A 14,060-nucleotide genomic window follows, 5' to 3' on the forward strand; every position below is an offset into this window, starting at 1 on the left:
AATCTCAAAGTAAACGACTCGGTTCGCCTTCAGGTATTCACCCAGTAGTCTGCTGGCCTTCAACTGGACTTCCACCGGATCTGACAGAGGTCGCAACGTATCCGCCAGACGAACTAGAAACGCCTGCTGCTCTTCCGCGCGTTTCCGCTCGGTCACATCCATCGCGACACCGAACAACCTCACACCGCCGTCGGGCTGGTCGAAGACGGTGTGTCCGCGTTCCTCAATCCAGATCGTCCGACCGTCGTCGGGGCGGATTAAGCGATAGCAGGTCAAGTAACCGGCTCGGGTTTCAATCGCCTGCTGGAAGGTGGCCTGATACTGTCCGACGTCGTCGGGATGCAGCAATGCCAGCCCCTGGTCAATGCCCCTTAAGCTTTCCCCTTCTGGCAGGCCGAAGACGTCCGCCGCATTCGCAGATACTCGAAGTTTTCCGTTACCGGGGGTCCACTCCCAGGCGACCATTCGGGCCGCAGTCAAGGCGGTTCTCAATCGCTCTTCTGTGGATCGAATTGCCTTTTCCGCTTCCCGCCGCTCAGTCACGTCACGGGTCGTTCCTGCAACAGCTTCCACTTCGCCGTCGGCCCCGAAGACCGGCACAAAGATGTATTCATAAAGTCGTCGTCCATTCGTTCCGGTGAAGGGGACCTCACCCCGGATCGCCTGTTTCGTGGCCCTGACTCGATCAATTTCCTGTTCATGCATCTCGGCATGCCACGGCTCATAACCGATCTCAAGAAATGTTTTGCCGATCGCCCCGTCCCGGCCTCGTCCCCACATTTTGATGAGAGAGTCATTGGCGTAGAGAACCCTGTGATCCAGACTGAAGACATAGACGAAGTCAGGCGTGTTCGACAAGACGGTGTCATAGAGTCGCCGTTGACGATCCGATTCCGCAGCCATGCGAGCAATTTCCTGCTCTGCGCGAATCCGGTCGGAAATATCGATGATGAGCGACATCCCTTCGGACGGCGAGTCATCAAATCGCGTTCCGGCAATAATCAGGGGCACGCGAGAACCATCTTTGCGGAAGTACTCCTTCTCGTAGGGCATGGCATGACCTTCCGTTCGGATGGTGCGGATGCCTTCCTCATTGCGAGAACGCCATTCGCTCGGAGTCATATCGCGGAAGTTCAGACGCCCTGCGGAAATGTCGTCGCGGGTATAACCGGTCATGTGGAGGAACGTGTCATTCGCGTCCAGGATCAGACTGCGGTCAAGATCCCAGCGGATCATACCGACCACGTTCGACTCGAAAACCCTTCGAAGTCGTGCCTCACTGGCGGCGACCGCCTGCTGTTGGGCTTTCTGATCACTGATGTCGCGGAAAACAAGGATACAACCGACGATCTCTTTATCCCCGTGCCGGATCGGTGCCGCACTGTCATCAATTGGTCGTTCTGCCCCATCTCGACTGATGAGAACAATGTCATCAGTCAACCCGATGACGATATCTTCGTTGATCGCCTTCAATGCGGGGTTTTCGATCGGCTGGCGGCTTCGCTGGTGGACAACACGGAAGACATCTGTCAGTGGCAACCCCGTTGCCTCACTGCTCTTCCACCCCGTCAATGATTCGGCAACGGGGTTCAGGCTGATCACGTGCCCCAACTTGTCGGTGATGATGACGGCATCTCCGATACTGTTGAGCGTCGTCCCCAACCGTTCCCGCTGTTCCGCTTCCAGCAGCGCGGTCCGGCGGAATTCGTTCGCCTGAATCCGCGCCTCGTCAATCAGCTTGGCGGTTCGACTCCGTTCAAGACGGAGCGCATGTCCCATTGCCACCATCACTGCACCGATGAGGCAGAACAGAGTCAGCCCAACAATCGTGCCGATGTCCGACGTCAGCAGTGAATACCTCGGCGGTATGAAAAAATAAGATGCAGCGATGGCGCTGCCGAATATCGACAGCACCGCGGGGCGAGTTTTTCCGCACCAGGCGACAGTGGCCACAGCGCCGAAAAAGGTGATGAAGGGGTAGTCGTTACCAAGAGCCGGGTCCATGAACAGGCGCACAAGATTCGCGATCGCAACCGCGGCGATCGCGAATCCATAGTCAATCCATGTGGCTCGTTGCGCGGTGCTTGACGCGCAGTCGTCAGAGGTCGCAAAGGTCATAAGTCGTCAGCCGAGACCTCAAAGTGACGTGGCCCGCCGGTAGATGTCGCGATGCTGCAAATGCATTCTCTTCTTCCACCTTAACAGTGCAAGTCACCAGAGTACCGTCGCACATCTCGTGATCAAGACCTAACTTGATGCAAAAGACTGTAAGTCTTTGACGCAACCTTCAAGGGTTGTGAATTTTGGAATGCCCCGCCTCCCCCTTCGGCGTCTGACCGAGCCCAGGTTCGCCATCGACGGTTCTGCGACTCTCATTCGTGCTGTGGCAGGACGAGCATCGTTCCGACACCGTCGAGCCGATGCTGAACCTCGGGACATGGCGAACCATGCTCGACACGCGCGACAGATGGACCGTCCGACCGGCTTGCCATTAGTGGCGCCCCCCCGAGCTATTCGGATGAATTCTTTCATCTGATCCGAAGCCGGGAAGGGCAGTCACTTTACAATTGTTGCTCCTTGGTGATTTTGTGGAGCCCGTGGGTCCAATTCCGAGGGGATCTGTGGTCGAGAACGCGCGTGTCGCGATCATGATCGCACGATGAGGATACGGTATGTCGGAGAAGTAACTCCGCGGCGGTTACCCGACGGTAGTTGGCTGAGCGATTCGTGTGCTTTCTTTGCCGACTGCCGCTTTTTCTGCGCGGAGTTGCTTCATTCGCAGGTTTCTCCTTGCAAGTTCTTTTTTCAGTTGGCGGCGCTGACCCATGCCGATGAGTACTGAAAGTATTGCGGCGGATAGAGCCACCCCGCCCGCGTATTTGAGCCCTCGTAATGCGGATTCCCTGACCGGCCCCACAATGTCTTCCTCGGGCACCATGACAACGGTAATGACAGGTAGACCCTCTGCAGGTTGGAAAAATTCCATCGCTGCGACATAAGGTTTGTGACCATGCAGGAAGTTAAATGTTCTTGGTTCATCGGCCGCCAGGCTACGAAGACCTCCCGGAAGAATAGTTTCCACACTGCGCAAGGATGCTGACAGAAGTTCATCCGCCTTAACCGCACCTCTCTCTGGCGCAGCGAGTAGATTCCCGTCCCCATCCAGCAGATAAGCTCTTCCCTGTTTGCCGATGCTCGTCCTGGCAAGAAAATTGGACAGGCTGACGAGGTGGTAGTCGGCTGTGAAGACGCCCCGTACTTCGTTTGTCTCCGGATCCCTGATTGCGAACGCCGACGTGATTCCAAGCCCCTCGTCTCCGAACCACTGATACGGCTTTGTCCAGACAGGTTGCTGCGATTCCGAGGCAAGTTGGTAGAAGGGTCGATTTCTTGGATCGTAGGTCCATTCGTCATTCCACCGCAGTCGCGCGTGGTCGCCGTCGGCAAACTCTTCACGGATGTGGCCCCCCGCATTGTCGAGCCAGGATCGCTGAATGACGGTTCGGCCGCTGGGGTGCCGCCACGCTCCCGTGAAACGCCCTTCTGCGTCGCCATAGGAGAGCCAGGATAGTTTTGTCTGGTATCGAAATCGCGCCGCAAGATGAGGAATCAAGGCCTCTTGATCATCAACGGGCAACAAGCCAGCCTCGGCGAGCGACGAACACTCTTGCAACAAGGGCAACGCCGGGTCCAGTAGCGAACGAACCTGCTGTGCCGTCGCCCAGGCAGTTCGCTCTGCGATATCATCCCACAGTGCCTGGATCTCGCTGGAGCGATACCGGTAATACCCGAAAAGCAAAGCTGCAAAGAGTAGAAACGTCACGGCAATTCCAACCAGCCGCGCGTGGGCGCGAATCCGCTTTACGATCCACCCGAGTTTGCCGAGTTTTCGTGCCCGGGTCGGCAATCCCGTTGAAACGCGCGTCAGATCATCAGCGAACTCCAGTGCAGTCTGGTAGCGGTTTGCAGGATTTTTTTCCATCGCCATCAGAATAACCGCGTTGAAATCCAGGCTGACGGTCACGAAATCGTTGAGAGGCACCGGGGGTTCGGTCACCACGCGGATCAGCAGGTCTGTAATCGTCGCGGAAACGAACGGCCGGCGTCCCGTTGCCAGCATGTAGAGCGTCGCCCCTAACGCATAGACATCGCTGCGTGCGTCAACCGGTCCACGACGTGGATCAGCCTGCTCGGGAGCCATAAAGGCGGGCGTCCCCTGGATCGACTGGTCAGGATTCGCGGATTGGGGACTATCGCCGGAGATGATGGTCGCTTCTTCGATCGAAGATTCCGTTGATTTATTACTCGCTGTCAGCGGGGAGATCGCTCCTGGCTCACGCGAAGTGGCCCGAGGACTCGTATTCAGATCTTTTGCGATCCCAAAGTCCAGCAAGTGTGGTTCGCCCGTCGGGTCGATGATGACGTTCGCCGGTTTGACATCACGATGCACAAGTCCCCGACTGTGCGCGTGATCGAGAGCCAACGCCAGTTTGCGGCCGAGCTCAATCAGTTCCGACTCTGTCAGCAATCCCCGGCGATTCAGCAGGGCATCCAGAGTTTCACCCTGCACATACTCCATCGCAATGTAGGGGGTCGCATCAATAATGCCGGCGTCGAAAACCTGCACGATGTTGGGATGTTTGCCTAATTTCGCAACCGACTGACCTTCTTGAATGAATCGCTCTGCGGCATTCGGATCAGCAATTTTCACGCCGATCGTCTTTAGTGCGCACTCCCGTTGCAGACTGCGATGGACGGCCAGATAAACCACGCCCATTGCGCCACGACCGAGTTCATGAGAAATGTCATAGGGGCCAAATTGTGATTTCATCGGCTCGATCATATCGCCGTATCACCAGTCCCGACAGCGCGAGTCGCGTCGCCGGCCACTCGCTGGAACGGAACACTGAACATCATCGTATCTGTCTCAATACTTTTGCTGCATGGCCACTCTGATGCCTTGGACAGCCGTCTCTTGAGTTAAGGCTCACTAAAGAGCGAGAGCAGATGGCAACACTGACATTCGTCGAAACTAACTAACCGGTAGGGAACAACTGACACATCCATCGGCCCAGGTATTCGATGGGACGGATGTCTCGTGGTGCGAGGCTCGTTCAGCGGCGACAATTTTCGCTAACGGTGTCGGATGGATCTCGATCAGCCCCGGCAAGACAGCATGGCGAATCTCCTGCGGAAGACGCCTGCTCTCGGCCACACGTGATGCCCGAGCATTGTCCTTTACCGGTTGAAGAGGAATGCGGGACTATTGATGAGGGCCCACATCAGGTCCTGAGCTCCTTCCGCAGTACCGTTGGCCGCGAGATATTGCTCGCCCTTCGCCCGTTCATCGTCCGTCGGTAGTCGATTGAACACAGACATATAGACGTCCTCGACCACCTGTCTGGGTTCGGCCTTCGACGCGACGAGTCGGGCGATCAACCCCTGGGGATGGTCGATTGCTTCTGAGATGGTCGGACCGTTGATCAGGGTCAGTGTCTGAGCCAGACTCACTTCCGACGACCGCTCACATTCACAGGGTGACTCACGCGGAGCACGACCAAACATGTCGAGGAAGCTGACAGTCTGGGACGAGTCAGGAAGCTGAGACGCATGGAAACCGCCGGGAACTCCTGGCAGGTTTGTGGGCGCTCCCGTCGCCGTCATGATTGCGTCGAAGAGCTGCTCCGCTGCCAACCGACGTGGAGTTGCATGGGAGTAGTTCACGTCGTCGTCTTCGTTCCACTGTGTCGTCACAAACGTTCGCTGATAGGTATGCGAGTTTGCGATGGTTCGCAGCAGGTGCTTCAGATCAAAGTTGTGAGCGACGAAATCAGCCGTGAGCGCGTCCAGCAGTTCCGGATTTGTCGGAGGATTGCTGAGGCGGATATCGTCGACAGGGTCGATGATTCCCTTCCCATTCAGATAACTCCAGTAGCGGTTCGCCAGACTCTTGGCGAAGTAAGGGTTCTCCGGTGCGGTCAGCCACGTCGCCAGCTTGACCCGTGGAATTTCGGACGAGAGGTCCACACCCTCAAGCGGGAAGGGGAACACGGCGGTGACTGGCTGACCGGTTCCTGCATGCGTCACCTGGGCTGGCGTGCGCATGTCGTAGATCACTTCTTCTTCCGGCCGCGCACCACCTTTTCGTCCCACGCCTCCGAAGAAGGCGGAAAGCTGGTAGTACTGCGTCTGAGTCCATTTTTCGAACGGATGATCGTGACACTGGGCACAGACGAATCGAGTGCCGACGAAAACCTGCGTCATGTTTTCCATGACTTCGCGCGGCTCGCGTGCAATGCGGTAGTAGTTGGCGGGTGGGTTCTCAAGCGAACTGCCACTGGCGGTCATCAGGTCGAACACGAATTCGTTGTACGGCTGGTTCGTGGCGATTCCCCGCCGGATCCAGTTACGAAAAGCCCAGACACCCTGTTCGTTGATGAACTTGCGATTCGACAGCAGCAGGTCACTCCACTTGAGCGTCCAGTGATCGACGTAGTTCGCCGAGTCGAGAAGTTCGTCGATCTTGGCTGTGCGCTTGGTGCGGGAATCACGAGGGTCGTTGAGGAACGCCTTCGTCTGGTCGATCGTTGGGGGCAATCCGGTGAGATCGAGAGAAATGCGACGGAGGAAGTCGGCATCGGTGCACAAGTCGGCCGGCTGAATCTTCAGGCGTTTCAGCTTATTGTTGACGTGGGTATCGATGAAGTTGAACTCCGGAGAATCCTTCCAGACAAAACCCTCTCGCGTACCGAGGACGATCGCTGTGTTGGACGCATAGGCCCCCTCGTAGCGAACGAGCACAGCGGTTTCACCCCGGCGTACGGCTTTCACCTGCCCCGTCGAATTGATCGTCGCGACTTCGAAGTTGCTGACCTCAAACACGGCATCCCGTGTCACATCACGTGACGTTCCGTCATCAAAGTGAGCGATGACCTGCATCTGCTGAGTCTGTCCGGATCTGTCCATCACAGTCGAAGTGGGAAACAACTCCAGCCGGGCAGGGCGGGTCGCTTCGCTGAATTTGCAGCCTTCCGCAATCCATTGCTCAATGATCTTGTAAGCACGCGAATCTTCATCGAAGAGGAAACCCCCTTCGTGAGGAACCCCTTGAGTCGGCTTCAGCAGCATCAGGCTGTCACTGGGACGGGCCCGGTTGAATCGGCGTCCAGAGACGTCATCCACGAGAGCCCGATAGTCGTACAACGGATCATAACCGCGAAGGCTGAGCTTAAAGCCTTTTCGTCCCTGCTGCGCACCGTGGCAAGTCCCCTGGTTGCAGCCGACTTTCGCCATGATCGGCTCAACATCGCGAACGAAGTCGACTTCTTTTGAATCAATACTGAGAACATCGACGGGAACATTGATCGAGAGCCCTCCGGCCGAGACCGTTACGGTCCCTGCACCGGTGGAAACCGGGTTCACGTAGTGATCCTGATCAATACTGATCGAGGGGTGAGCGGCGGTGAGCGTTGCCGAACTGGAGAGGTCGATTGTTTTGCCGGCAGTCGTTTCGCCGAAGACGAGCAGACTGCGAGCGTCTCGGATATCGCTGAGCACCAGTTTTTCTGGCACGGTCCAGATCCGGGTGAACTTCAACTCCTCGGCGACAGACTGATGAGCACCCGAGTTGTCGTCGGGTTTGTCATTTGACAGCCCCACCAGAGGTAGACAGATGATGAGTCCAAACAACCATCCAATCGGAAATCGCCGGCGCATCGATATCACTCCAGGATCGGGCAGTCCGTCGCAATGCGACGACAGAGTACATCAGCCTTTTTCGATCCGATAGCGTAATCCATCATCAGGGCCGGGTCAAATCGTGTTCCTGTGGATTGTCAAGCCACCGGAGGATCGCTGCGGAAGTGGAACAGCATGATGCCGGCGGTGACGGCCACATTCAGGGAATCAACACCGCGCGACATGGGAATCGTGACCTGCTTGTCACAAAGACTCGTCCAGGATTCTCCCAAGCCTGTATCCTCATTCCCTAACAGGATACCAAAGCGGGGACTGCGCGTGGCTCGCTCAAGCGACTCCGCATCGGGACTGAGAATCGTTGCGGCCAGTTGGAACTGCCATTCCGCTTTAAGCCGCTTCAGGTCGCTGGCCAGGTCGGGTGATTCGATGATCGGCAACGAGAATGCGGCTCCCATGGAAACCCGGATCACGCGCCGAGAGTACGGGTCGCAGCACGACTCACCGAGCAGCAGCGCGTCGATTCCGAAAGCGGCACCAATCCGGATGATGGCGCCCATGTTTTCCGGATTATCGCAATTCGGACAGACAACGACCGTCATTCGCTCTGTCTGCTGAGTCAGCACATTCTCGAGGGGCGCTCGGGCGGGTCGGTATCCGCAGCCCAGCACACCGACGTGAAAGTCGAATCCCACCGTCTGATTCATGACGGACTGCGGTGCCACGTACAGCGGAACATCCGCCGGGACTTTCGGCGCGTACTCGGCTTCACGCTTCTCACTGATGAAGACCGAGGCCGTCCTGAACGGGCTGTCCAGCATCCGTTCGACAACTTTTCTCCCTTCGGCGATGAAAAATTCACCTCCGCGCTGAAGATTCTTCGCCTTCAAGTTGCGGTACGGTTCGACACGAGGATCGTCAAGAGAATCAATTCGGATAATCGGCATAGTCACCGGGCTGCTGGATGGATCGCTGGAGAAACTGCTGCGAACTTGTAACGGCTGTCCGGTTGCAGAATCAATTGAACGCAGAGCGGACAGTGAAGGAGAGACTTGATAACCTGCCTGCTGACACTTGACGATCTGAATGTGAGCAGCGTCCCCAATCATGGATGCCACTGCCGAAACCTGACTTCCACTCACGGAAGACCCGTTAGCGAACGTCATGACTCAAGAAGGTTGTGTAGCTTAAATACTAGATCATCTGCGGGGCGGTGAGTCGGCAACATCGTCAGATCGCGACCGCGGCGGAAACCTCAAATGCCAGAAATCGCCTGTCTGCTGCTCGGGTTTGCACTCGTCTTCCTGGGTTTGCCGGTTTACTTACTGGCAGTACTGCACAACATTCGTCGCGAACAAGAAGACCATTTCCAGAAACTGGGAGCTCAAATCCGGCGGCTGAAACGAACGCTGGCGAAAAGACTCCCACCGCTTGAGACAGAGCTATCCCCCAGGGAAATCCCTCCACGCAGTGCGTCAGCAGAAGCAGCGCGGCCGGTGGAAACAGTTCAACCGACGGTCCAGATGCCGTTTCCGCCCGTACCGGTCACGCCCCCTCACGTACCACCTCGAGCGGTAGAGACCCCGACAGAAGCAGCAGACGTTGTTTTCGACGAGGACATGCCTGTCGTCCCCACGTCGGCGGCAACCCCGCTGCCAACGCCCCCAGAACAAGGTCCTTCGCAGAATGTCGCGAGGCTGGAAGAGCTGCAACAAAGTCATCGACCCGCGTCACAAGTGCATGAGCATGCTCCGGGCAAACTCGAACTGGCTGCCAGAGAAACCCTGAACAAGATCTGGAACTGGATCATCGTCGGGGAAGAGCATGCCCCCGTCGGGGTCTCGATGGAGTACGCAATCGCCAGCCAGTGGCTGATGCGAATCGGGATTCTGGTTCTCGTGATCGGCGTCGGTTTCTTCCTGAAATACTCGTTCGATCATAACCTGATCAAGCCCGTCGCACGGGTGGCGATGGCGGCGATTGCCGGGCTGGGCCTATTGACAGCGGGGACCCGACTGCTGGGGGGACGCTATCAGATCATCGGGCAGGGGCTGATGGGGGGAGGACTGGCCATGCTCTATTTCAGCATCTACGCCGCTGCCAACTTCTATCACCTGATCGAGCCGGTCGCGGCGTTCCCGCTGATGGGCGCTGTGACGGTGCTCGCCGGAGGAATCGCCGTTCGATTCGACTCCATGCTCGTTGCCGTACTGGGAATTCTCGGCGGTTATGGAACTCCGCTCATGCTGTCGACAGGAAGTGTGGATCTACCCGGGTTGTACACCTACCTGTTGATCCTCGGCATCGGCGTTCTGGCCGTCTGCTACGCGAAGAACTGGCCGCTGGTCAACCTGTTGAGCTTTGTCTGTACCTATACTCTCTATTTCGCGTCGATCTCAAATTATGATGTGACGCAGTTCTGGGAAGTGATACCGTTCCTGACGGCGTTCTTCATTCTGTTCTCGACAATGACGTTTCTCTATAAGCTCATCAATGTCTCCCCGTCGAACCTGCTCGATATCGGAGCCCTGCTGGTCAATTCACTTGTGTACTTCAGCGAAAGCTATCGCCTGGTCAACGCTGCGTACGGGCGGCCCTGGGCTGCAGTTGTGACATTAGGCCTCGGCCTGTTCTATACGCTGCACGTCTACTATTTCCTGATGCGGAAATTGATCGACCGGGGACTGCTGGTCAGTTTTCTGGGGTTGGCCTCCTTCTTCGTAATCGTGACCGTTCCCCTGGTTCTCTCTCGCCAGTGGATCACATTGAGCTGGGCGTTGCAGGCACTGGTCCTGCTCTGGATTGCACGTCAACTGGGCAGCAACACGCTCAAACTGATCAGCCACCTGTTGTACGGCATCGTGATCTTCCGCTTCGGATTGATCGACTTGCGGAATCAGTTCGAGCCCCCCATCGATCGCAGTCTGGCATGGAATGGTTACTGGCCTCAGCTACTGGAACGCTGTATCCAGTTTGGTGTCCCCATCGCCTCACTGGTGATGGCTCAGCGGCTCTCGGATGAGACGCCGTCGGAGAAAGAGAGAGAAAGAGAAGGGGAGATCGCCGCCCGAAGTGATCTGCGAAATCCCTTCTCTAGCATTCCGATACCGAAAATCCTCGCGATTTTCGGATTTGCGATGCTGTTTCTGTATCTGCATCTGGAAGTCAGTCGCACGATTGGTTTCACCTATTCGCCGCTCAGACTTCCGCTGCTGACAATTTTATGGATTGTCGCGTGCGCCCTCATCCTGCGTGAAGCAATCGTTCGCAACCACGAAGTCCTGCTGAATATCGCCGCCCTTGGAATCCTCGCGGTCATCATTAAGGCGGTGGTCGTCGACCTGCGTTCGTGGTCGCTCAATGACAAGCTCATCTACAGTGGTCCTTACTCTTACAGCGACGCCGGCCTGCGACTCCTGGATTTTGGGCCGCTGATTGCCTTCCTGCTGTTTGCGGCTTACCTGACAAAGCGGCGAATGAAGCGGATGGATGGTGTCATCGTGTTCGGGACACTCGGCATGGCAACGCTGTTTACGTATCTCTCACTGGAACTGAATACGTTTCTGTCCATCTTCGTCCCGGGAATGCGAGCCGGCGGCGTGTCCATTCTGTGGTCGGTGTTTGCGTTGAGCTGGCTGCTGCAAGGGATCTGGCGAAACGTCCGGTCGCTGCGTTATGCAGGGCTTGGCCTGTTTGGAATCGTGATTGCCAAAGTCTTCTTCCGCGATCTGGCCGAGCTGGATTCCTTCTACCGAATTATTGCCTTCATCGTTCTGGGGGTGCTGATTCTGGCAGGGTCCTTCATCTATCTGAAATACCGCGAAACATTCGCCGTGAAACAGTCCGAAACGACATGAAGGAACAACCGATGAATGGCAACGGCGTGCAGTTTCACTGGCTGAGCGGATTGCTGGGAATCCTGCTTGTCTCGACAATCGTGATGGCGGACGGAACCAGCCATCAAGAATACCGCTGGCAGCGCACGCTCGAACTGCCCGAGCATGATCAGACATCGCTCTTCCGACTGCCGCTGGACGTTCAGTTCCATGATGCGACTCGCAAGGACTGGCCTGACGTGCGCGTTGTGAACGAGCAGCAACAGCCAGTTCCCTTCGTGATTCGGGCCACCAAGGACGGAAAATCGCATTCGATTCGCCATTTCTGGCGCGGAACAATTTCAACCGCCAGGCTCGACACCGCCGAGGGACTGAAGATTGAGGTCCAGTTGGGTGAAAAGGACCCTGTCCCCAATGGTCTGCGGATCCTCACGCCCCTCAAGGATTTTGAGCATCAGGTCCACGTCGAGTCATCTGAAAATGGGACGATGTGGAGACCGCTGGGAGCCGCCTCACTGATCTTTGACTACTCTCGCTATGTCGATGCGAGAAACGTCCTTGTTCCCTTCGAAAGAACAGACCATCGCCACTTTCGACTGATCATCAAAGACGTGACGGCAGAACAACAACAACTCCTGCTGGAGCTCAATCGTCGTCTGAAAGGAAATGAGGAAGTTGAGCGAGTTGAATCGACGAGTATCGCACTGCGTCCCTTTCGCGTGGATGGAATTGAATTCTATCGTGATGAAAAGAAGATCCAGCCGGGACAACCGCAAACCGAGCAGTACTCCCCCGCCAGTCTGTCCGTGATGGAAGACACGAAAGAGCAACAGACGACGCTCCTGGTCTCCGTCCAGCAACAGCCCATCACGGAACTCAAACTGATCACGAGTGCAGAAAACTTCAGTCGGGTCGTCACGATCGAGTCACAACTGGAAAACGCTGACGGCCTGAAAGAATGGGTGCACGCAGGGAAGGGGACCGTCTCACGTTTCGCGATCGGCGCGATTCAACGGGAACAAGTCACCGTTTCGATCCCCGAAGTCCGGACCCGTCAGTTCCGCGTGAGAATCGAAAACCGGGATAGCCCGCCTCTGCCGATTACCAGCGTCGAGCTGACAGGCCCACTCTACGAATTGATCGTCGCGGCCCCTCCGCATTCGAAACTGAGGCTGGAATATGGGTCTCCGCACGCAAAAGCAGGACACTACGACGACGCCGCACTTCTCTCGGCATTGGCACAGGGCGAGAGCATTGTCAGTGTGACAGCCTCAGCACCGGTGGAAAATTCGTCCGCTTCAACTCAACGCGGGGGGAACTCGCCGATCTGGAACGATACGCGAGTCCTGTTCGGAATGATCGCCGTTCTGACGGTCCTGCTCGGATGGGGATTGTATCGGGCCGGTCACCGGATCGCGTCAACCGACCCGGAATAAACTCGAACCGAGCTGGTCGGTCTGCCGATTTCCTGCTCTTCCCCTCGCAGAATCGACCGCCGGGGAACGATCCAAAGCCCGTCGGCAAGGCCGTTTCTACCGTGCGTAATTCAACTGCGTTATGATTTCGAATGGATCCGCCCTGTCCCTCTTACCGGAGATGAGATGAAACCTGATCTGATCTTGAAGTCGGCGTTACTGATGTTCGTTTTCGGACCACTGTTCGCATTCGCCGACGAGCCTCCTCAGCAGGCTGCAAAACTTGACGTGCGTGTGCGACTTCAGTTGGACTATCTGATTTACCTTCCCAAGGACTACGACCAGCAGAAATCCTGGCCGCTGCTGGTGTTTTTGCACGGTTCCGGCGAACGGGGCAATGATCTGGAAAAGGTCAAAGTCCATGGTCCCCCGAAACTGATTGATCAGGGGAAAGACTTTCCCTGCATCGTGGTTTCACCCCAATGTCCTTCGGAGCGAGGCTGGGAGCCGATCGAGCTGACGGCACTGATCGACGAACTCGAACGGAAGTACAATATTGACCCCGACCGAATCTACCTGACCGGCTTGAGTATGGGGGGCCTGGGTGTCTGGGAACTGGCGAACTACATCCCCAACCGTATTGCGGCCATTGCCCCGATTTGCGGCATTGGTGAGCCGTTCTGGACGAAGAAATACACACACGTCCCCGTGTGGGCCTTTGTTGGTGCGAAGGACGATGCATCCACTGTCGCGAGAACCCAGGGGATGGTCGATGAGATCACCAAAAACGGTGGCTCACCAAAGCTGACCATCTACCCCGAAGCGGGACATGACGCCTGGACGCAGACGTACAACAATCCCGAATTCTATGAATGGTTGTTCGCTCAGTCGCGAGCCAATCTTGCGAAGACAGACGAGAAGAAGACGGACAAGAAGAAGTAAACACGACTTCCCCTTCGCTCATTCGGTCCATCAATCGGGTAGGAGGAGGGGTTACCCCCTCCGTCCTCCCACACCACCGGACGTACTCATCGTATCCGGCGGTTTCTAAGATGGTTGTAAATCGGCGTGCCTTTGGGTCAGGAAGACGAGGCCGAGACGATGGAACCAGTCG

7 protein-coding genes are annotated in these 14,060 nt (G+C 56.6%); 3 read left to right on the forward strand and 4 right to left on the reverse strand.

Annotation, left to right across the window (positions count from 1 at the left end):
- The 4 genes from VGE80_RS21130 to VGE80_RS21145 form a co-directional block, all read right to left on the reverse strand.
- On the reverse strand, positions 1–2,118 hold a 2,118-nt coding region (locus VGE80_RS21130), incomplete at its 3' end, for a PAS domain S-box protein (RefSeq protein ID WP_440594016.1).
- A 580-nt stretch (positions 2,119–2,698) separates the two neighbouring features.
- A complete protein-coding gene (locus tag VGE80_RS21135; RefSeq protein WP_440594017.1) occupies positions 2,699–4,831 on the reverse strand; it encodes a protein kinase domain-containing protein in 2,133 nt (710 codons plus the stop codon).
- Between the two features lie 407 nt (positions 4,832–5,238).
- Entirely contained in the window at positions 5,239–7,716 is a 2,478-nt protein-coding gene (locus VGE80_RS21140) for a DUF1553 domain-containing protein (protein ID WP_440594018.1), read from the reverse strand.
- A 119-nt stretch (positions 7,717–7,835) separates the two neighbouring features.
- Positions 7,836–8,804 (reverse strand): TrmH family RNA methyltransferase, encoded by a 969-nt coding sequence (locus tag VGE80_RS21145; RefSeq protein ID WP_440594022.1) that lies wholly within the window; start codon positions 8,802–8,804, stop codon positions 7,836–7,838.
- Between the two features lie 150 nt (positions 8,805–8,954).
- Here VGE80_RS21145 and VGE80_RS21150 point away from each other — a divergent pair, with 150 nt between their 5' ends.
- From VGE80_RS21150 to VGE80_RS21160, 3 genes are all read left to right on the forward strand, one after another.
- Positions 8,955–11,552, forward strand: a complete 2,598-nt coding sequence (locus VGE80_RS21150) for a DUF2339 domain-containing protein (protein WP_440594019.1) — start codon at positions 8,955–8,957, stop codon at positions 11,550–11,552.
- 11 nt (positions 11,553–11,563) lie between these two features.
- Positions 11,564–12,967, forward strand: coding sequence for a hypothetical protein (locus tag VGE80_RS21155; protein WP_440594020.1), 1,404 nt, complete (start codon positions 11,564–11,566; stop codon positions 12,965–12,967).
- Positions 12,968–13,132: 165 nt separating this feature from the next.
- Positions 13,133–13,888: a dienelactone hydrolase family protein gene (locus tag VGE80_RS21160; protein WP_440594021.1), complete on the forward strand. Its 756-nt coding sequence runs from the start codon at positions 13,133–13,135 to the stop codon at positions 13,886–13,888.
- The last annotated feature ends 172 nt before the right edge of the window (positions 13,889–14,060 follow it).

This window comes from Schlesneria sp. (assembly GCF_036405755.1).
Taxonomy (GTDB): Bacteria; Planctomycetota; Planctomycetia; order Planctomycetales; family Planctomycetaceae; genus Schlesneria; species Schlesneria sphaerica.

Excerpts from the sequence above, each read along its gene's own strand:
- VGE80_RS21155 (WP_440594020.1), top strand. The coding sequence starts at position 11,564 with ATGAATGGCAACGGCGTGCAGTTTCACTGGCTGAGCGGATTGCTGGGA.
- VGE80_RS21145 (WP_440594022.1), bottom strand. The coding sequence starts at position 8,804 with ATGATTGGGGACGCTGCTCACATTCAGATCGTCAAGTGTCAGCAGGCA.
- VGE80_RS21135 (WP_440594017.1), bottom strand. The coding sequence starts at position 4,831 with ATGAAATCACAATTTGGCCCCTATGACATTTCTCATGAACTCGGTCGT.
- VGE80_RS21160 (WP_440594021.1), top strand. The coding sequence starts at position 13,133 with ATGAAACCTGATCTGATCTTGAAGTCGGCGTTACTGATGTTCGTTTTC.
- VGE80_RS21140 (WP_440594018.1), bottom strand. The coding sequence starts at position 7,716 with ATGCGCCGGCGATTTCCGATTGGATGGTTGTTTGGACTCATCATCTGT.
- VGE80_RS21150 (WP_440594019.1), top strand. The coding sequence starts at position 8,955 with ATGCCAGAAATCGCCTGTCTGCTGCTCGGGTTTGCACTCGTCTTCCTG.